General features: G+C 44.1%; 16 protein-coding genes. All 16 read right to left on the bottom strand.

All coding sequences use genetic code 11. The features are described 5' to 3' along the window. Nucleotides 1-5: 5 nt before the first annotated feature. The 16 genes from K0504_RS04600 to K0504_RS04525 all read right to left on the bottom strand — a co-directional run bounded on the left by K0504_RS04600 (nt 6) and on the right by K0504_RS04525 (nt 21,568). The gene (locus K0504_RS04600) at nt 6-3,299 is read right to left on the bottom strand and encodes an STY4851/ECs_5259 family protein (RefSeq protein WP_318837932.1); all 3,294 of its coding nucleotides are present in this window, start codon (nt 3,297-3,299) and stop codon (nt 6-8) included. A gap of 383 nt (nt 3,300-3,682) precedes the next feature. Next, nucleotides 3,683-4,849, bottom strand: coding sequence for a CRISPR-associated ring nuclease Csm6 (csm6, locus tag K0504_RS04595; protein ID WP_220102982.1), 1,167 nt, complete (start codon nt 4,847-4,849; stop codon nt 3,683-3,685). A 142-nt stretch (nt 4,850-4,991) separates the two neighbouring features. Then, nucleotides 4,992-7,214, bottom strand: a complete 2,223-nt coding sequence (locus K0504_RS04590) for an EH signature domain-containing protein (protein ID WP_220102981.1) — start codon at nt 7,212-7,214, stop codon at nt 4,992-4,994. After that, nucleotides 7,204-7,863: an OmpA/MotB family protein gene (locus K0504_RS04585; protein WP_220102980.1), complete on the bottom strand. Its 660-nt coding sequence runs from the start codon at nt 7,861-7,863 to the stop codon at nt 7,204-7,206. The genes K0504_RS04590 and K0504_RS04585 overlap by 11 nt, the downstream gene beginning before the upstream one ends. Beyond that, nucleotides 7,863-10,100 carry a hypothetical protein gene (locus K0504_RS04580; RefSeq protein WP_220102979.1) on the bottom strand — a complete coding sequence of 746 codons (2,238 nt, stop codon included), beginning with the start codon at nt 10,098-10,100 and terminating at the stop codon, nt 7,863-7,865. Before K0504_RS04580 ends, K0504_RS04585 begins: the two co-directional genes overlap by 1 nt. Further along, the gene (locus tag K0504_RS04575; RefSeq protein WP_220102978.1) at nt 10,097-10,444 is read right to left on the bottom strand and encodes a hypothetical protein; all 348 of its coding nucleotides are present in this window, start codon (nt 10,442-10,444) and stop codon (nt 10,097-10,099) included. Before K0504_RS04575 ends, K0504_RS04580 begins: the two co-directional genes overlap by 4 nt. Continuing rightward, on the bottom strand, nt 10,441-11,526 hold the full coding sequence (locus K0504_RS04570; protein ID WP_220102977.1) for an HNH endonuclease: 1,086 nt from the start codon (nt 11,524-11,526) through the stop codon (nt 10,441-10,443). The genes K0504_RS04575 and K0504_RS04570 overlap by 4 nt, the downstream gene beginning before the upstream one ends. Beyond that, nucleotides 11,523-12,233: an OmpA family protein gene (locus tag K0504_RS04565; RefSeq protein WP_220102976.1), complete on the bottom strand. Its 711-nt coding sequence runs from the start codon at nt 12,231-12,233 to the stop codon at nt 11,523-11,525. The genes K0504_RS04570 and K0504_RS04565 overlap by 4 nt, the downstream gene beginning before the upstream one ends. 2 nt (nt 12,234-12,235) lie before the next feature. After that, complete coding sequence (locus K0504_RS04560; RefSeq protein WP_225917971.1) at nt 12,236-13,885, bottom strand: MotA/TolQ/ExbB proton channel family protein; 1,650 nt, start codon at nt 13,883-13,885, stop codon at nt 12,236-12,238. A 900-nt stretch (nt 13,886-14,785) separates the two neighbouring features. Next, nucleotides 14,786-15,094, bottom strand: coding sequence for a hypothetical protein (locus K0504_RS04555; protein WP_220102974.1), 309 nt, complete (start codon nt 15,092-15,094; stop codon nt 14,786-14,788). A 284-nt stretch (nt 15,095-15,378) separates the two neighbouring features. Next, a complete protein-coding gene (locus K0504_RS04550) occupies nt 15,379-16,017 on the bottom strand; it encodes a hypothetical protein (RefSeq protein WP_220102973.1) in 639 nt (212 codons plus the stop codon). A 305-nt stretch (nt 16,018-16,322) separates the two neighbouring features. Beyond that, nucleotides 16,323-17,261: a hypothetical protein gene (locus K0504_RS04545; protein WP_220102972.1), complete on the bottom strand. Its 939-nt coding sequence runs from the start codon at nt 17,259-17,261 to the stop codon at nt 16,323-16,325. 157 nt (nt 17,262-17,418) lie between these two features. Beyond that, nucleotides 17,419-17,682, bottom strand: coding sequence for a hypothetical protein (locus K0504_RS04540; protein ID WP_220102971.1), 264 nt, complete (start codon nt 17,680-17,682; stop codon nt 17,419-17,421). A gap of 51 nt (nt 17,683-17,733) precedes the next feature. After that, nucleotides 17,734-18,657, bottom strand: a complete 924-nt coding sequence (locus K0504_RS04535) for a hypothetical protein (protein ID WP_220102970.1) — start codon at nt 18,655-18,657, stop codon at nt 17,734-17,736. Further along, the gene (locus K0504_RS04530; protein WP_220102969.1) at nt 18,657-20,576 is read right to left on the bottom strand and encodes an AAA family ATPase; all 1,920 of its coding nucleotides are present in this window, start codon (nt 20,574-20,576) and stop codon (nt 18,657-18,659) included. The genes K0504_RS04535 and K0504_RS04530 overlap by 1 nt, the downstream gene beginning before the upstream one ends. Then, entirely contained in the window at nt 20,573-21,568 is a 996-nt protein-coding gene (locus tag K0504_RS04525; RefSeq protein WP_220102968.1) for a 5'-nucleotidase, read from the bottom strand. Before K0504_RS04525 ends, K0504_RS04530 begins: the two co-directional genes overlap by 4 nt.

Genomic DNA, 21,568 nt, shown 5'->3' with positions numbered 1-21,568 from the left:
CCTAATTACTTCTGGGCCATTAAGTGGCTGATGACATAGCTATACATGGGTTCAAACCACTGATGGTCGAAATCTTTTAGCTGACGAAAATCAAACAGAGTTTTGTGCTCAAATCTCGCTAGAATGGCTGGCGGAATGCGACCACATGCAACTGCTGCGGCAAATACCGGGGCATAAACAACCCCTTCTTGAAACTTTGAATTTACTTTTAGTTCAAATGGCAGTAGCTCAAACGTGTGGCATAGCTGGCACAAATCCGAACCTGAAGCCGAAGGCCAATTCTCATTGTCACTATGAAGCCGCAGCAAATCTTGATACCACGCACCTTGGATCATTGGCTGCATAACTTGAGAAGGAATTGGGGGAGTAAACTGCTCTTGTTTTAAATAATCGGCAACGCTAGTCGACAATGAAGAAATTTCCTTCGTCAGCTTAGCGATGAGGCCATTTTGCAACGACTGCTTCATGTCATCAGCAATCCCTAGCTGGGCTAATGCTCGACCAAAAAGATGTTTTGCGTGTAGCCAGTAAGAGAGGGGAATGAACTCCCAAATCACCGGAAGCTGCCCCACAAGCTTGGCAACAAAGTTGGCCTCAATGTCGAACTTGAATAGCGCCACTGCCAAAGCCTTCGGATCTCGTGCTAAGTGACGCCAAACCTCAAAGGTCGACATAGGTAAATATTGATAGCGCTTCCAAGTTTGCTGTAGATATGCCCACCCGCTGTGGTCCCAGTCATCAGCCATTTGTTTCAAAACCAGCGCAATGCTCGATACTTCATCTCGAGGGTTGAACGCTCTCGCAGCTTTTTGCAGTGTATTTATCTCTTGAGGGCTGCCAGAATGTTTAGCGCCGAGAATAAATCGAGCTCGAAACGACACTTTTGACGACTCCGCAGGTACCACCAACCAAGGCCCCCCTTCTTCGATGTAATGGGGTAACTCGTATTCCCCTGTCGCAACGCCTTCACTCACACGACTATTCAGTGTAACGGGCGTTTGTTCGGGGTTTGAAATGTCGAGTAACATCGGTTTTACGCCAGAAGCATCTCGTAACGTGCGACTATTTAGGGTCAGTACTCTGCGTTGGTAGTCATAATCCATCGTCGTTGAGTAGTGACTGATGGTAAACCGCTCTGTGCGACCATTTCCGGTAATTGAGAGCTCGACCTTACTATCGATATTTTCACTCAGAGACAGCAAGTCCAATACATAGTCATGCAAGCCGTATAAGCTAACCTCTACGGGTTTATCAACAACCATGTAATCCCATTTGAAGCTCGCCGCATTGCGTGGAGCATTGCCCCTCGACACATCCAACAATGTGACTTGATAGCGAGTTGGCCTGCCCTGCTGAGTGAACAAATTAATGCGCCCACCAAGCAACTCATCGATTGCCAATCGGCGACTCAAAGGCTTACCGTCTGCATCAAATGCAGTCATGCCGCTCGACGGAAACGGTAAATTTAAAATAATGGGCTCAGAGAGCAATGATGCTTGAATTTTTAGTTGGAAACTTGCAGGCGGATTGCTGGAACAACTAATAGCTAGTTCGGTAACACCTGGCGTAGGCTTCGTCACATTTGACGAAATAGCACTATTTGGCACGGTTGCCACAAAAGGTGATTGGGTTGAAATTCTGGCATAGCCCTGCAATGGCGTAGTGCCCGGAATTAACTGCACATCGAAGTCAGCAGGTAATACACCGATGCGCTTTCTAAGTAGTACCTGATTGCCTTGGTTTTTAACCGATAGTAACTGACGACCATTCACCTCTGACGGCGCAAGTTGGTGTGCTAGCTCCCCATTTAGATATGTGCTCAATCCAAAGCCCACATCTCCAATATACTGGCTAGCAACAGAAGGAACACCTTTGAACGTCAAAGCAGGAATACTCGTCCATGGGAGCAAGTCCCCTTTTAGCGTCAATACATCATCCGCATAACTCTCGGCCCCAGTAGTGATCACAAATGCATCTCCGTTACCTAGGGTAACTGAAACCTTTCCCTCCAACGAAAAGGCATTAAGCTCCCTCAAGCGCTTCGACTCATCAGCTTCAAAGTGCCCAAGCAATACGTCATGCGAGCTTGAAAAAGGTAATAGAACCAACGCTCGTTTGGCCTTAGTTCGAGCTGTAGCCTGCCCCACCACCAGCCAACGATCATCGGACTCAACCAATGTTAGCGGCGAATCGTCACAGTCAACGGTACTCGCGGTGAGCCGAACCTGAGCCAGTTGCCTACCTGATTGCAATGCAACGAGATAGAGCTCACTATCCGTTGATGAACGCACCACTGAAGCAACTTTTTGCCGAATACGCACCACGGTTTGCTCATTTTCAAATCTCGCAAAACAAGTCCCCAGTGATGCTAAATGACGCTCGCCTTCAAATATGGCTAATTCAATTCGGCTACTGCTGAGGTGCAATGCATCAATATCAAACGCGCAATTGAGCGGTAGCAACACATCACTCATCACGCATTGATTAGTAAAGTCGATGTAGTGCTTGCACTTTAAATCTCGGCGTTTTTTCGAAACTTTACGTACTTCCTCTGTGGCACGAGACAACAACTGACTTAGGAACTGAGTCCCGGTTTCACTATCAAGTGGTAAGGGGAATACTTCGCGCCATTGTGGGTAGTTTTGTTCGAGGTACCCCACCGGTTCAGGCTGAGATTCGAGATTGTAGGTGTGGACGAAACTATCTAACTTTTCAACCATTCCTCGCACCAGCGCAATGGATTCATTCCCCTGAAGCGACTCAGGTAATGAGCTCAATTTGTGATGGATATATTGATTAACGGCATCGTCGCCAAATTCTCTAACAAGATGGAACCTATCGAATACCGAATTAAACGCCTTTTGATAGTGGTTGTCATTTTTGGATAGTAAATTTGAAGGTAGACCTCCTTCTTTAAACAAAGAGCCTAAGTAATCGTTTCGGTTCGATTGTTGATAACGAGACAGTGTTTTACCCCAATAACCGCACAACCCAGATGGCACAACTTCTCTGACTTCGCTGGCCGAAAGGCTAAAGTTCAGTCGCTCGTAAATCGGCTCCCAGCTCCAATTTTGGGTATATTCTCGACGAAACCACTCTGCGCAATATAGAGTGAAAGCGCCACACCACTCCTTGGTCATAGGCAAGGCATTATTGAAATTGCGACTACGACTCAACGACAACTGTAAGTCACGATATTCTGTCTGCGTCATGTGTAACTGGTATAACCGTGCATTTGAATGAATTTTGTCTTGCCGCGTTAGGCAAAACTCTTTAAGCCACGCAGAAGGTGATTGCACAGGTAAAGAAGTAGAGTTTGATGTCACGTTAAATAATCACTCTGTTTCGTTTGTAAACCGCGAATAAACGTCAACGCGGGGCTCGGCATTCATGCTGGTTAGCTTAAATCACTCGTTTAGATAACAGGGGTTCATAAGCTTGTTAAGATCATGGCCTAAATCAATCAACAGCTGGCTGCTGCCGTCGGTCTTAATTGTAAAAGGTAATACCCACAATCGAAGCGGCTTATCAAACTTGAATGGCATTGAAATGGCCGTTTGAAACCGATCATGACGGGGTAAATTCCTGTGCCCTTTCATGCAAAGTGGCAACAAGCCAGCTGCCCAAATGAGCTTATCCGATGGTATACAGAAAGTCGTTTACGCCCTTTAAAAACTCGAAGTTAGATGCTGCCATTATCTAGTACCTTTGCTCCTCGGTTGCTAGTGCAGTTTAAGACTTCAACTCGTAGGTCTTTCTGTTGGATTCGGTAGCGCTGCGCAAAATCTTCGGTGACAGAGGTAATTTCGAGCTTAACAGCGACTTGTCCTGGCAAGGACTTCCTGAGCTTCCGATTAACGGTTGAGCAGATGGGTTGAAGAAATTCCTTGTCCATACCTGTCAGCGATGCGAGCTCATTGGCTCGATAATCTTCAGGAGTGATGCCAAGTGACCCAAATACCCGAGGATCAGAAGCAAAGTGAGCGTACCAACCGAGAAACTCAAGGCTAAATTGCGGATCGTCACTAAAGTAGCGATCAACTAATAACCCTTTTTCGCCCTTTTCTAATAACCATAAATAAAAGGCTATTTCCTTAGCTGTGAGTTTAATGTCGACGCCCAACGTAGAAATTAATCTAGCGCAAGCATCAATCGACACGGTAAATGAGTTTTGCGTTGATGCGTTCAACATACCTACGGTTTGACTAAAGGATTGGTTTGCCATGGAATCAGCTAGGGTTTCATCAATAGCGCTACTCATTCTCACAAAAGGAATTTCAGCAAGGGTGATTGTTGCTCGGCTAACATCGAGTTCACCGTGGCCATGTTTTCCAGTGACCCATTTGGGCTGCTTTGTGGGATACCAAAAATCCCGCACAAATTCGTAATCGTCATTCACAAACACGTGGCTGAGAGTGTCTTGGGCTCGGCCAAACATTGACATGGCATAGCCGAAGTAAAACGCCATGGTTTTACGCCCACCAGCCAGTGAGGCATGAATAGCGCAATTGTTGTCTCGTGTTAGTTCATAGACTTTTTGGGTAATAAAGTCAGCCATGTGAGATTGGTCTTCAACCGACTTAGCATCTTCTAACGGCCTTCCTTGCGCGTCTTCGATTAACCAAATATTGCTTTCATCAAATTCAATATTCGGAAGCTGATACTCTTCAATGAGAGCTGCTAAGTGGCCATCTCGAACAAGGCCATTTAACAGCGCATCCCTGCAGCTTAGCGTGCTGATGACAAAAATTTCATGCGGAAATGGCCGCCCACTATGAGCTATTGCATATAGCGTTTCGGTCAATACCTGCGGGCTTGCACCAATCGTGGAAAGAAGAATTTGTTTCATCGGTATCACAATGTTTTCAATGCATTAGGCATGGTGACAATCCAACCTAGATAATAATATGGTCAACGTGTTCAGCTTCAACACGGTTTACGCGACATCGCTACTGAATCGCTAGCTCATCCGCTTTTTGAATGAAAATGAATCACCTTTTTTTAAGAGGCAACGCATTCAATTCTCTTTGAGCAACGGTATTACCAAATTTTGCTAAAGCAGATAAGCCAGCTAAAACCACATCGTCATGATTAATTCTCCGAGCTTCTTTGACAATCTTTTCAACCTGACCAGGGATTCCCTCTCGTTCACCTTGCCAGTAAAGCTCGTCCATAAGTTGTATTGCTTTGATGCGCTCTTTGCGACCTTTGGCTCGGAGAGCAGTTATAAGTCGCCACTTTAAGTTATTACCCGCAACGTTTTCTAAAGCATTAGAGATCTGTACACGTACTTCTGATTGATTTGAGGACTCCATTATTTTAAATAAACGAGTTATTAATTTCGGTTTATCCTGGTCTAGGCGCTCGGTATTTTTTAAGATACAACTTGCCAATTTAACACCTTTCAAAATATCCGGTTCACTAACGCGGCTAAGTAAACTTAAACACCTATCCAAATCATTTGAGATTGGCTGAATCCCAAACTTATCAGTAGTTTCTTTTGCTTCGACATGCCCCAATCCCGCAGCTTTTGCAACCCAGGTCTCCCCTTGTTTTCTTAAATCTGGAGAATTGTTCCTTCCCAGCAACAACGATTTGCCAAGCTGCCACATGGCTTCGGGATTGGATTTTTCTGCAGCTCGAGATAGCTTTTGCTGCACTAGGCGTGTTTTTCCCCGCTGCTTGGCAATCATTGCTTCAATGATTTCTTTGTTACCCGGCTGATCACCTTTGAGGCTTTCTGCTAATTTGCCGCTTTGCAGTTCGTTGCTCCAGAATTCTTCTAACCAACGGCTTAATTTAGGCTCGCGCTCAAGTAATATTTCTTCCGCAGGCTTTGGTAAGCCCGAAATAAAACTGTACGAACTTACTTCGGGAGGTAATCCTTTAAATTGCTCGACTGTGGCATTTGGAACAAGCTTAAAGCGCTCTCGCAATAGTTTTTCACAAAAATATTGCCAGCCAATTATGTGATCATGCACTTCTGCTTGTGGCAATTTTCGTATTTCTTCATGTGATGCTGAGTCACTCTCAAGCAACAGTTTACGGTTCCAATTGCTAGCTTTGAAAATACGTAGTTCACTTAAGCTTCCCCGAAGAAACTCGACGGCAATGATTTGTCCAATTTCAAAGATATAAACTTCAACATTGGTAATGTTTGCAGGCGCCATTTTCACAAATGGCGGAACCGTTCCATTATGAGCCACGGCATATTCATAGGACGGTTTGGGTAAAAGCGCTCGAGCTCTTTTGATGTGGGTACTATAATTGTCCCAAAACATCGAGCGACTTCGGATTTGACGCTGCTCAGATTCTGTAAACTCTAAGACTTCAGCAGCTTCGTCTGAATACAATGCTCGCGATACCGCTTTTAGTCCGAAGTACTGAGACAATTTAAATTTCAATGCCAAAATATCTTGGCAAGTCACGCTCAATTGGCTCCACAAAGAATTCTTTAGATCAGGTAAACATTGTTGCCGAACTTGATCTTCACAGAACTCGCCATAGCTAACGGTATTAAAACGCTGAATAAAGCACTCCCAGAACCTTGTGCTGTGTGCTGTCAGAGTTAAGCTTTTAGCATTGTCAGCCAACCAACGATCATCAACAAAATTAATATCTCCTTGGTGAACCATCGAACATATGTGCTCAATTACATGCCCCTGATAACTATTATTCCGAGGCAACTGAAACGCTTTTAATATTGAGGGGACAGTTTGTTTGTGTTGGTAACATACGTAGGCTAAGTCATCATAGTTTTGTTGCTGAAGCGCCACTATCCACCCAACTTTGGCCATTAGGCCTGAGTCATTGATAAACTTTGCTTTGTGGGCGATTTCAAGAGAGTTAGTAATTTGGCTGACAATTTCAGCACTTCGTCCATCAGCGACTTGGGCAACTTTGAACAAGGTGATTTTCGCGAGAAGATTGTTGGTTAATATAGCCTTCCATACCGTTAGACACGAGGCAATCTGTTCATCTTGTGGCAAGGCGCCCCACTGAGCCTGATCTTCGATGATCGAGAGCCACTCAAAAATATGAACCTGGTTAGATCGCTCATCTCGGACCAAATCCAAAATTTGCTTTAGGTTTTTCTGAGGGTAGCTCGGCAAGCTAGCTTCATCGAAGCTAAGCCCTAACCATTCATCAAATGAGACTGGAACCAAGGCATTATCTAAAGGAAGCCTTGGCTGACTGAAGAAGCTAATCTCCAATTTTACGCACCTCATTGAACTTCCCAAGAAACTCATCAGCTTTAAACTGGAAGCGGAACTTAACCTTGCGGTCTGACGCTAATGCTTGTTGCTGATCCGCTTCTAACGGCCCCCGACCAGAAATTACGACCTTGTTGAACAGTTGTTGCTTATTGCCGAACGACATCGAATTTATAAAAGCCGCCACGCTGTTAGCCCGGAGTACGCTAAGTTGCATATTGCGATCAAAATTCCCCTCAGAGCTTGAATGCCCCTCAATAACAACGCGGTTGACTTCTTCTGCGGTGGCTTTGTTTTGGAAAATCACGTCGGCATAGATGGGGATGAAGGTTTCAAGAAACGCCCGCCCTCCGTCATTTAACTGATAGTCATTCTTGTCAAACAAAATTGAGTCCGTAATTGAAATATCACCCGTTTCTGGATCAGCTTGCACCTCAATACCGGCCCCAATTAGCGCATCATTAATGCCTTTAATGATCATCACTCGTGTGCTCTGGCTTTGTTCTGAAACCTCGGATATCTGAACTAAGGCTGTTATCAACAACAGAGCAAAAATCATCAAGAGGACTGACATCAAGTCCCCGACTGATAACCAAACACCACTTTCTTCAGCGTCAGCATCAGAGCCACGTTTCATCATGTTGCGCATTATGCTTCGGCCTCATCCTGCTCAAGCATACGGCGATTAAATTCGGCATTAATTAGGTAGCCAGCAGCCATCGACAACTTATTGTGAATAGAGCTAGCTTCGCGATCGAAATTAGTAAAGAAGCTTTCAAAGCTTTCGTTTGCTCTGGTGAAATAGTCATGCATCGCTTCTGGCATTTTCGCCGTAATGTCGGTAAATGCCTTCGCTGCAATTCCATACTCCTTTTTGAGCTGGCCGACCTCTCGGCCAAGCGATGTAGCTGCATCTTGTAGCTCTGCCATTTTAGCCGCTTCGTTCAAGCCAATAGCTTTAGCAACTCGCTCTACGGTTTGCGCTGACTGTTCAAGTTTTTGATATTGTGCAGTTAGCTCTTGTAGCAGGTTGTGCCGCGCTTGGTACTCTTCGTTAAATACTTGGCGGAAATTCTCCACCACAGCATTTAGACCTTCACGCTGTTTGTTGAGGCTACCATCGAGCAAATTGTTTTGCTGCTCAAAGTACGCAGTTAGGTTTTGTTGATATTGTTCACGGAACGCCTCAAGCTCGCGCTGCACAGTGTTAGACATATTGAGAACTTTGTTGTCAATATCTCCAAGGCCTTGTTCAAGCTCAGCTTTAGCACTGCTCATCAAAGCGCTTGCTTCTCGGCCAACACCTTCAATAGTTTTAGCTTGTTCGCCAAAGACGTCTTGTGACTGAGTGACCAATTGACTAATTCGCTGCTCCATTTGCTCGAATAGGCCTGATTCTTCTTTGCGACGCTCCTGAACAGCATTAGTAAAGTCTTGCTGTGTTTGTTGCAATAATTGAGAGGCTTGCTCACCCGTTTGAACAATGACTTGAGTTTGATCTTCAAATGCAGTTGAGACTTGATTTAATAGCGAGTCGATACGGCTTGTGACATTTGAAAACAACTCTGATTCAGCAACTTGCCGACGATCGAGAGCTCCTTCGAGGGAGTCTTTCATTCCTTCGAATGCAGATGTTGCACGTGTGGCACTCTCTTCAAAAGCCGAACGCTGACTGTTAAGTCCTGCTTGTGCAGAACTAAGCATTGAGTTCACTTCGTTCGCAATTTGGCTCATTGATCCTTGAGTATCATCGCGGAAACTATCCAAAATGCCTTTTAAGGATTCAGCAAAGCCTTGGAGTTTTAACATTGTTTCTTGTTGGAATTGGTTAATTGTATCGACGGTACCTGAAGTCGCTGTAATCACCCTTTCAACATTGCTATTGAGCTGCTCTCCAACATCATTACTTTTGACCACAGCAGCACTGGTTTTAGCTAGCTCTTCGGTAACAGGCTCAATCAACTCGCCACGCATTTTGTTGATCATCAGTTCAACGAGTTCCTGCTGTGACTGCTCTTTGATTTCACTTAGTTTTGAGAGCTCTTGTTTGACCTCGCTCATCACAGGAGCCAATGAGGTGTCAATCGAGTCAGCCACTGCGCTGGACACTTTGCTAGCAATATCGTCGCCGTTGAATGAATCACTGAAACTTTGCAACCCTTCAATGGCTTGCTGCATTTTCGTGCCTACTGATGCGATAGATTCAGAGGAACGGATCTGAGCTTCAATCGCTCGTTGCTGCTGCTCTCCACCTAGTTCTTTCAAGTAAAGGATTGGGCTAGCTTCAAAATAATGGTCGGCAATGCCTTTAAGAAACGACTCCTGATATTTACCAAGTCTGCTCGCACAAATCTTCATCAGAACCATAAACAACGCAGATGCGCTAAGGCCGACAAGTGACGTGTAAAACGCAGTTTTCATCCCTTCAAGTAACTCTCCAGCAGAAGCGATTAGAGCTTTGGAATCACCGGCCATGTTGAATTCACTTAGGCCCATGGTGATTCCCAAGAAGGTACCTGTAATACCTAGACTAGTGAGCAGAGCTGGCACCAGTTTATTGCGATTACCATTCGCTGCTGGCAGCATTTGGGAAATGGGAGTCTTGCTTAACCATTTGTCATTTTGAGCTTCAATAACAAGGCCAGAATCAGATGGCTGATACATGAGGTGCTCTGAAACCCAAACACGAGCTTTGGCGTTAAGTTGCTCGAAGTGAATTGTGTTATTGATGCTTTTTGCTTTTAACGTACTCAGCTCTGTTAAAAGGTTTTTGCTGTTGTTCACTTCTCTAAGCTCTTTGAAAGCAAAGTACAACAAGAGCACGACTGTCGTCCCCATAATAATTTGCGTGACTGAGTCGGTACTGGTCCAAATATCAATGATCATGCTGATGCTCGCGCTAAAAGTTGCTGTAATTCTTGCTGTGTGAATAAGGTATTAGCTATACGCTCAGGGAGGTGCTCAATGTCATTCCGCAGCGCCCCATTCACGACTAAGGGCTCCCTTAATCGAACGCTAAATAAAGCTTCTTGATGCTCGTGATTGTCACTTGCTATTGCCAAATAGACATGTTGTGGAAAATCCCTTAGTAGGGTTGCTTGCAACGAAGACTTGATGTCTCTTAACGATTTGGTGGCGACAAAATCGACACCAAATTCATCTTTGGATAGTTTCCACGCATGGTTAATCGTAATGACTTGAGTTACCAATCGGACAAAGTCAGTTGTCATGCTTTTAACCTTTGAGTTCGAGTTTGATGGCCATCGATGAACTCCCCCACCCCCACTACTTTCCAACCTGCATTTTCAGCGCCTTGGGCCGACTCAAGCGAAACAGCAACGGCAACACGTTCATTTGGCCAGGCTAACTCGACTTTTGCAGCAATGTCTCCGAAACCATCATCGATGTAATAGCCGACCTCGGGCATTTTGAGCTTCATTTTTCGACACGCATGGAGAGCACCTTGAACACCGGGATCGGCATAGTCAAAGAGTTTTTGCCATTGGCCTAGTCCTTCTAAAATGCCCTGGGCCTTTCTTAAATCGTTGATGAGAATGCGATCTTGGTGGGTTAACGCCATATGGCCATGACTCGGCTGTTTGCTATGGCAATCTGCACACAATACTTCCAAATTTGAATGGCGATTATCTGACTTAACTCCGTTTACATGGTGCACGTGACAAAGAAAGCGTTCGCTTCTCAAATTCACGTTGCACTGTTCACATGTAAAGTCTTTCTCGACACGAAGGTGAGCAGAAATTTTTGCCCAATCCTCGGTATATCCCACTTCCGCATCTTTGGCATCCCGTGATGGCATATGAGCAAAGAAGGAGCTGTAAGTAGCGAAGAATTCGGCCATATCGAACTGCTGAACGATTGGCCATATTGGCTGACCTGTATTACACCCTTTGTAGTTCAACTTCCGTAAACAGTTTTGACATACTTTCAGTTTGGCTTTTCGTTCAGATTCGCCATATCCGATCAAAAACTCTCCAGATGTATCATTGGTGACGACATAACGCTCAAAACGACCACTTGCTCGCATGGACTGCAACGTTGAGCAGTCTGCAATGTGAAATTTAGCGCTGGAACCATTCGCTTTGATATAAAGCGTAACGTTGCGGCCTTTGTAGCTCAGCAGACCGGAATCTACATCGATATCGCTAAGCTCAACGTCTTTACCTGTGCTCAGCTCTAGGTCAAGTTTGCTAATGGAGCTTTCTTGCAACTTAAGAATGAAGTCGCCTTGATGCTCTGGCTCCATTAAGTCAATAGCTCGCTTAAGTGAGCTGAAGTTAACTGTAAGCTTCATTCCGTTACCAAAATCTTTCTAATTTGCTCTTCAGCATTGGTAATGACTCGGAACGACACTCGACGAGATTTGTCTTCGTCCTCAATACCATCTTGCGAAACAATCAGCTTCGACGACGAGTAACCAACTGCAGCTACGTTCGCTTTAACCCAGTCGTAATAGTTAAGAATGATTGTATCTAACGTCATCACATAGCCAAGCACTGCTCTGGTACGAGCTTGAGAGAGCAACATATTGTTGAAGTACGCGTCGTAGTCGTTGGAATCATGGTTCCAACCACTTGAGGTGTGCCCTTCAATTTTGATCTCTTGGACAATGTCTTTATATTGATCCAGTACGCTTAAATATCGAGGAAAGAAATCTTCCAGAATAACGGTGAATCTTTCCGTCAACGCTGATTTGCCGTTGGCAAATAGTACTTCTGGAGCGGTAAAGTTTAAGCTAAGTGTATTCCTATCAATTTCTGCCCCCCATTTAACCAAGTCTGTTTCAAATTCCATAAACAAAGCTTGGTAAATTGCTTCTTGGGTTTGCTCATAGGTAATTGCGACTTCTTTAATTTTGTCGCGCTCATTCATCGCATCACGCATCAAGGCAACGGAAATGAACAGGAATACCATCATCAGTCCGGCCATTAAGTCGGATACAGACATCCAGTGTTCACCACCTTCACCATGCGTGCGGCGTTCGCCGAATACCTTATTCACGGTCAGCTCGCCATCCGAGTGTTGACGACGCTAGCCATTTCTTTAACTAATCGCTGGTAGTCGCGAGTAAATTGTTGTGTGATTGACGCTAGCCCTTCGCCCATCTCGTTCATAGTTCTATTGATTTCTTGCTGAAGCTGGAAATCCAACACTTCAACTTGTTTCTCAACAGCTCCACCGGTTTGCCCCACCGCATTAGAAATTTGATCTTCCAAACTATCGAATGTACGACGAACCGCTTGAGCCTGAACTTGGAACACTTCTTGAAGTGTTGTTTCCAAGCGCTCATGCAAATGCGTCATTGCTCTAGTCGTTTCTGACTGTATTTGTTGGGTACTATTGATGAGATCTTGATTAGCCCCCTTGAGTACTTCACCAGTCTGACGGGTATCATCTTTAATATCAGCTACTAATACTCGAAGTTCGGAGTTCAATTCGCTAATTGCACTATCTAAGTGTTCTTTAATTTGCTCTGTGGTTTCAGAAACATGGTTAGTCATGTTTTGCAAACCTCCTGTAGCGGTGCTCACATTCCCTTGAATATCCATAGACGCTTCTGCCAGTTTGCCACCAATTTCGTGAGCACCTTTTTCAAGGTCTACTGCCAACTGTTGAGCGCCTTCGAGAAGGTTAGACTTCATGCTATCAACACTGGTTGTGGCAGTTTCAGAGAAGTGATCAATGACCTGCTTACTTTCTTGTAGCATCGAGTTGTAGTGCTCAGAGGCTGCTTGAACGGATTCTGAAATAGCTCCCATTGTGTTATCGAGTTGTTCTTTAATTTCTGGCATAGCCTCAACAGCTTTGTCACGCAGCTCTTTAAAACCTTCTAGCCGGTGTTCAAGCTCAGTCACTTGCCCGTGCCCTAATTCCATCACTTGATGAAGTTTCTCCATCGTTTCAGGAATAGCTTCAGCACGCTCGTTAATACTTGCTACTGACTGCTCTGTCGCAGAAATGGCTTCAACTCCAAGCTGATACTTGGTTGCCATCTGTTCAAGTTGTACTCGATAATTTTCTTGCCAGTCGACCAGCTTTTTGACCGATTCATCAAGGCGTTTAAAGTTCTCGCCAAATTGCTCCGTTAGCTTGTCATTAAACTCGACAATGACCTCTTTCAAGGCATTAATTACTTGTTCAGTAGCAGACTTGGACAACGCTTGACTAAATTCGTCGAGTTTTTGCCAAAGACCTTGCTGAAATTTATCAGCTCGCTCGAGCTGCTCTTTGTATTGGTTAGTGTGTTGCTTAGTCGCATCGTTAATATCAAGTCGAAGGTTTTTGATTTGAGAAGTCAAAGAAGCATCTTCATCACCTTTAATAGCATTGAGCAACTCATTGGAACATGTCAGCTGCGAAGACATAACCTCGTAAATTTCATCGGGACCAACGCTCTTAAACGCTTGATCACTTTTATTGGGAATGATTCCTATGGCAGCTTTGTAGACGATTGACGCTGCCATTCCAACGAGGCTCGTGATAAAAGCAGTCTTAAGTCCTGCAAGAAGAGATTCGATACTTCCATCGATGTTTGACGGATTGAATTCCATCAAACCTACAACGATGCCAGCGAATGTTCCCAATATCCCAAGAGAAGTCAGTACATTACCTACCCCTTGAGTGAATCGCGGATATTTCCCAACGCACCGCATGGTCACAGAAGACACAAAGAGCAATGCAATTAGATAAATAAAAGCGTTAGATATGGCCTCGGCTGAAAGCGAGCCAATGTACGCGGAGAGCTGGCTGGTCATTTATTACTACTCAAGAGTCAGATTAATTCAAAGGTTTATCAAAAACTTGGCCAATTAAGTGTTGGCACGACACCTCAACACACATACTTACTTAGCAGTATCCGTATTGGTAAGCAGGAAGCTTTAAGAGAGGGAACTTCAGTTTTTATGTCCATTACTCATTCCTTGAGCGTTTACGAAAGCAACATCCTGTTGCCAAGTTTAATTATGACATTAAGTTAATTTAATGTCATGTGATTCCAAGCATAAAAAAAACCAAAAATTGTTACTATTCAGTTAATAATAACGTAGGTACTAGTTAATTATCGTTCATGTTCCGTAACTACCGTGTCCTCCCCCTTAGTTTAACGTTAAACAGAAATTGATAAGTACGCCGTCGAGCAGTGGAAACCCTAACTGACGCTGATAGGTTGCACTGACAGCTGAAATAGTTAGTTTACATGCTTATCACCAAACTATTTTTCTTGCCAAGTTACAAAAACCCTCAACATTAGATTTAATCCATCATCACCAGCGCAAAAATCAACATTAACTCACCCCAACTGAAAAAAATCAAAACATCAACCACTCCACCCCTCATTTAAAAACAACAAGCCCCCCTGAAAAGTTGTTGATTATTCATTAGCGTAATGGACAACAGGCTATCAAATCCAATAGGGAATTAATGAAATTGTTCGATAGATTTAATCGGTGTGACTAAAAACCGAATTGGACGGTAAACGCTCTAGCGAGTTTGTTGTAGCAAGTGATGATTTTTTAGCCCGATTCTACTGATAATTACTAGTATAAATCCAATAATCATTTACGCAGCTCGCTTTCTATGTCTACATATTGATATTTTCTCAGTAAATCGCTGCCATCATGTCGGATAGTTAACTCTTTTCCTTTAAGTTGATATTCACGGTAATATTGTCTCGGAATATAACCTGTTCTTCGATCTGTTTTAAATTTACGCCCATCTGTTGTGTATATAATATTGCCAACAACTTTCTCCACCCTTACTTTTTCCGTCGTCCCGCGAATAGGATTTTCTGCGGAATTAACAATTGTAGAATTAGTCAACAATATAACTGCCACTATCCACCAGCAGTAAGTCACCAGCATCATAAATGAGCTCCATTAGCGCTAAAAGTTGGTTTGATTATTGGGCGGTAAGTAAGATCCAATATCGTCAATGCAGCAAAGCTGCTAGCCATAAAACACTAAAGGCTATCACTTGCTATAGAAAAATCGGCCTATGCAGAAAAGTCGCTGAGTAACTCAGTCCATAATGACAACTTGAGATCTCTCAAAGATATAGTCGCAACGAAATCATCTTCAATTTTATCTATCGCCAATTTCCAAGCATGGACAATTGTGATGACCAGCTCCATTCAAGCGGACCAAATCTATTATAAATCACACAACTTTTGTTTTACATGTCCATAACCATCAACAAACTCACTAACAGTCACGACTTCCCATCCCGATTTTTGAGCTACGAGGGCTGACTCCATAGAAATAGCTACTGCAAATTTTTCATGTGGCCAGGCTAACTCAACTTTTGCGGCGATACCGCCAAAGCCATCATCAATGTAATAATTAACCTCAGGGGTCTTAAGATTCATAGTTCGGCATAAATTTATAGCCCCATAAACGGCGGGATTAGCATATTCAACCAGCTCTTTCCATCGACCAAAGTCTTCTAAATAGTCGGAACTAGGTTGCTCGATTGATTTTAGCGCACCAACAACTTCAGCAACGACACTACCGAGTTCATAGGCACTAATGGGCCTGCAGGCAAGCACAGGTTTGCCTGTCAGTTTAATCAATGGCCGTGAAAGACTATCGTTCACTAAATCAAGTTGCTCTATAGCCACCTTTCCACGAACGTACAGCTCATAACTGCCGTCTTTATGTTGAATGGCCATGCTGCACCCTGCCGGTTTAACTTCTTTAGCGATTCGAACTTGATCTCGACCACTAGTAAACAAGCTCAATCCAGCATCCACAAATGCTTGTTCTGCTATTGCCATATCAACTTTTGCCATGTTTTCCCTTAGCTTAATTGATCGAGTGTCACTGTAGAGGTTACATATATTTACTGGGTCGGTCTTCGAACATAATCACAAAGCGATTTCGAGCTTGCCTCAAAATTCTAATCGGCATCGTCCATTTCTCAGATTAAAATGATGCAAGTTCTGCTCATTCCGTTGAGCGAGTAATAAGTCAAATTGCCAATTCGACTAACGCGCGAAGATTGATCATAACGAAGCACTCTCTTACAAACCAATAAGTCACTAATTGCTAGGCGAGTTACAAATTTGTGCCTAAACCAACGATCAAATCAGTCGCGTTATCGGTTCTTCCCAGGTTCAGCCCCCACAACCAATGCGATCAGATTGAGCCAATCTGATGAAACAATTTTTCTATAGGGGAAAGCTCCTTCAAAACAAAAAGGAGACATAGCGAACCCACCTATACGCATACTGTTCTTAAAGTCGGATGAAGCCATCATGCCATTCGCTTTAATAAGTTTAATGCTATTGGGGTTTGTAGGCATTTTTCCTTTTAAAACATGATGAGCTGCGTCAATCCAACAACTGTCTATATTTTTCGATCCTGATTTTATGTCGCAAATGGTAAGCCATATCTCTGCAGCCACTAGAGGGTCAAACCCGCGGAGGCAACTAAAGTCCGAATTCCCGTCTATTTCGAGCCAATTGATCAAATCACTGTCAGCTGCTCCATCAATAGATTTTGAAGGTTCAACATGTTCAATGATGTAGCCTATGAGATACTTGAGGTCACTGCGCGCAACCACTGTTAACTGGGTGTTGCAACTGTGATTAGCTTGACTCAGAAGCTCAAGCAAAGTTGACACAAGCTGGTCGGTACTCCCACTATCTTTTAAAGAGTAAACACCTATATTACTCAGCTTTTTCAATACAGCTTTGCTTTTGGGTTTACTCCTAAATACGACTGTTTTAGCCACTTCAAGCGCCAAAGAGTCCACGATAGACTGATTTTGAAATAACTCATTTACCCAAATCTGAATATCGCGCTTTAATGTCTTCTCTAAAAGATCAAAAGTTTCAAGTTCATTATGTTCCGAAAAATTAAACTTTGGCGCACATTTCTCTTGATGGCTACCTGATAGCGCTACCACTGAAGGAGACGCCGAAAACTCGCCATTTTCTTTTCGAGAGTCATTTTTTAAGTCATTTACTAGCTTTTCAAGGTCGCTTACTCTTTTTTCAAGCTCAAGAAAACGTTTTGTCCTGACGAATATCATGTTCGGGTTCCTTTTGATCGAATTGATTACCCACCAATCTAATGCGCCTACAGAAATTCATAGGAAGCGCCAGATATTACTTATTCGAGTGAAATACAGTATTGACAAATCGCCCTTCTTCGCGGCAACAGTCAATTTAACTCACTACAAATAATCTTTATTTAGGGCTCATGCCTCCACCAGAAATAAGCTTCACTTTTTTGTCGGGTAAGGCCCTGCCGGCTTTAATTCGCTCTTCGTCAGCTTTTTTAATTCGTACCTTTCTTGCCTCAGCCGCATCCTTCTTAGCTTGCTTTCTAGCTTGTTGTTTTTTTCGGTATACCGGATCGTTTTGCATTTTTTTCTTATGACGTTGTTTGCTGTTCTTTTTTATAGCCTCAGATATTGCTAAACGCTCCTCTAGCGAAAGTGGCTTATCCATGTAACCTTCCTTTTGCAATCAATACAATTAAACGAGTTCACTAAAAACGAATTAATTATCCACCACAGCTTCATCAACTAAGTCATAACCGTTTAACAAAGAATATTGAGAATACCTTGAGTCATAGATCGAAGTGGTTAACAACGTCACGTCATCCGTTTCGCTCTCGTTTGTCGCTTCCAAGCCATGCGGGATAGATACAGCAGCAAGCTCTGTGATAATGAAGCGATTATGAATAGCTCCGGCTTGCTTTTCTTTTTCTTTGAAGTGGCAGAATTTGATTTCGCGGTAAGCTTCCAAGCACTCGGGATTGTCAGAAACTAATTTATCCGCAAGATCTTGAGGCTTGCGCCCTCTGGTTTTATCTGCGTCATACAATAGTTTTAATGCCTTCGGCCCAGTCGCTGAATAGCTAGCCCCGGAGCATAAAAGCTCAATAAAGGAATCCCACATACCGGGGCGCAAATCAAAGTAAGGTTCAACGATTGTGATGTCCTCGGAAAGGCGCAGTAATGAGCCGAGCGTTTCTGCGATTTGCTCTTTTACCTTTGCCATAGTGGCTTGATGTTCTAATGATTCAATACCATCCTCAAACTGCGCTACATCAATTGTGGTTGACTCCAGCTCATCACCATCAACTTTGTTTTGTAGCAAACAAAACCCCTCGAACCCGCAGCCTTCAGCTAGTTTGAAATTTTCCTGTATCGTTAAGTTTCCATTGAACTCGGTCGCACGCTTTACGCGACTGTGCTCTCCAATAAAACGAATAAGTTCTTCAAGCCGCATACGTTCATGCTCTGAAACATCAGATGCTTGAGCGCCAAACGTCCTCCGCCTTAAGTTTTTGAACTTAGGAAAATCAGAAACAACTCTAGGCGATGGCTTTGAGAACTCCTTTTCAAAGTCTTTGCAATTTCTGCGGGACTTTGCCAGCTCAACCAGTGCCTCAGGTTCAATCAAGTGTTCTATCAGCATTAGTAAAGCTCCTCTCTTCGTTCAGAGAAGAAACCACGAGGCCAATTGGTTGTGAACTCACCGTCTTTATCAATATCAATCGGCTTGGCTACAACACCGACTTGTGTTGGCTCTAGATAAACAATCGATACATCCTTCGGCGTTACAGGCTTAAGGTTTTCTGGTAATTCGCCATCGCTTGTTTCTCTGATCCTGCGAAGCAACCTCAAGATCAAATGTTCGCTGTGAGTTTCGATGAGGAAATTCACATTGTCATTGGCTTGGGTCAGCAAATCACCTATGGCAACTTGCACTCTCGGGTGAACGTGCAACTCTGGTTGTTCGCAAGCAATAAGACCTTTTGATGCTAAAAGTGAGGCACTAACCAGAGGGTATAATTGAGAGAAGCCTACGCCTATATCAGAAGGCGTCACTTCAATACTTTGCAGGTTATCCCACAGAGTTAATTCCGTATCTTTGAACGTGCTTCCATCCAAATACAACTGGGACCCTAGGCAGAATTTCACCCCTTCTGCATTTTGGGAAACAGACATTTTGGCAATATCGTTGCTTCCTTTGCCTAGAAATGGAATAGGTCTTTCTAGCCCCTTAACCTCAAGCATGGCTTGGCTAGCGTTCGGATTTTTAGCAATGTCTTCTTTACTGAAACTCATCACCAGCTTTTCTTCAAAAGCATCATTTAGCGCAAAATAGTTACTTAAAAAAACAGCACTAAATGGAGCTTCATTGGCAAGCGTTGACACATCGCACCGAACTACCCGTTTGGCGCCATCTTTAATCTTTGCAGCAATTTCGTAGCCGAGATCCAGGCGCGCACTACCGCTTAACCACTCATTCAAATTAACTACTTTGTCGAGCTCAAGACTATTGAATTCATCCCAGGCAGCTCTTCCATCATACCAATCGCCTTGCTTCGGGTATGGGTTCGGTTGATACGTTGAATCAGGGATATGACGCAAAGGGCCAATGCATCGGCTCGAATCAAGAATTGCTAGTAAATCATCAAGAGGGCTCACTAGCGCTTCACTGATGATTTCGTTGATTACGGTAGTGGTGAAGTAATCATCTGCGTCAATGGAAGACTCAACAACCTGTCCAAGCGTTGGGAACGCTCCCGCAGCAGATTTCAGGGCAAACGGCACATGCATCATCGGCGGTAAATCATAAGCCTTGTAATCATCTCGGAGATTGTTACCGGCATGACCAAGTGAGAGTAACTCATGCAGTCGGCTGCAGGCCGCGTCATCATGAAATTCCATCTCATCATTATCGAATTGGTGAAACTGATACCTGTGCTCTTGGTAAAACGAATGCACATGTCCAAATGACTCCGCATCTTTGAGCCAATCTATATGTCGTTCACCAAGAACGGCAGGGTGCAAGTAGTTGAATAACTCGACAACCGCTTGTTGGGTTTTGGGCTCTGCCGAGCACTCAGCCATAAACAGACCATCCAGCCAAAGCTTATAACGGCTGACATATGCGGAGCTCGCACTCTTTGACCACGAAATCGTAAACTCGACAGTGATTTTATCTGAATCAGCCGCAGGCTCGGCGATGGGAACATTGCTGTTTGCAAGCAGCTCCTCGCTTTCATCAATCATTGTTTTAAGCATGTTGTAGGTCGAACCAAGCTTTGATTGACGCTCGTATGTCACTCCGATAGTAATGGACTCGTTTAAATCTTTACCATGAATAAGGTTCTTAAACCCCCCAACAAACTTGTCGCCCAATGCATCTAGCCGTTGCGGATTGCACTGCCCTTTAGCAAGAATTTGCTGGAGATAAAACAGCGCCATTAATACTGAGCTTTTACCCACCGAATTGGGCCCAAACAGCAGAGTAACGGGCGCGAAATTGATGTGTTGGGTCTGTTTAAATGATTTGAAGTTAGTCAGCGATAGCTTGGTAATTTTCATGCTTGTTCTTTTTCTGTTTGTTGGGAGCTCGCCGCATCAATATCGACTAGTGCCGAAGAACTCTGATATGGCACTTTGCCGGAAGGGACCAGGTTGGCTGCGGCGTCTAAGTGGACGTCTTGGTCATCAAAGAAAATATGCGGGCGGAAAGCTGTGAGTACTTTGTCTTTGCCAACGCCGCCGAGGAAGAAGGCTTCATCAACATAAACGCCCCAGTGGCGCAGAGTTTTGATGACTCGCATTTCAGATGGGCTATTGCGGGCAGTAACAATGGCAATACGAACCGGCGAGTATTCGACCTTCATGGGGAGCCTATCTTGTAGCGTTGATAGCTTTTTCAACAAGCTAGCGTAAGGCCCTTCTTGCATGGGGATGTTTTGCTTGGCGTCTTCTTGTGCCATGAACTCCCCTAGCCCTTTGGTTTTATAGACCAATTCACTCTCATCGGAGAACAATACGGCATCACCATCAAAGGCGATGCGAACTTGCCCTTCTGGAATGTGGGCTGCGTTTTTTGGGGGTTCTTTGACAATGGCTGCTGCGCACTGGCCGGAGTCAATGACGGTTTGAGCGTCTTCTACATTGGTGGTTAGAAACAAATCCACATCAAACGCATGTAAGTAGTCGGTGACCGACTCGCCGGCGGTAAAGGCAGAACGGGTAATGGATAATTTGTCGTGGCGAATCGTATTCAGTACGCGCAAGCCACTGTCTGGGCTATTGCGTGACATCACCACCACTTCCACCAGAGGAGATTTATCGTCGGCATGCTGATATTGGTTAAGGTTCAGCAGCGCTTTCACTAGCGGGTAGCCAGTTCCTGGTGACAATGGCTCATCTTCATGCTTGAGCATGTAGTCACGGAATTTTTCGATGGCGGTATCCGGATCAGTTTCAGCGGTTTCTCTGAAAATTTTGTCCGACTCAGCCATGTCATATAGCGCCGTGGCCGAAATGCCGATAACGAGGGTATTACTTAAATCCAATGGCAT

The organism is Neiella holothuriorum, assembly GCF_019457915.1.
Lineage (GTDB): Bacteria > Pseudomonadota > Gammaproteobacteria > Enterobacterales > Neiellaceae > Neiella > Neiella holothuriorum.
Note: the sequence above shows the minus strand (reverse complement) of the source record. Positions and strands in the feature narration are given on the sequence as shown.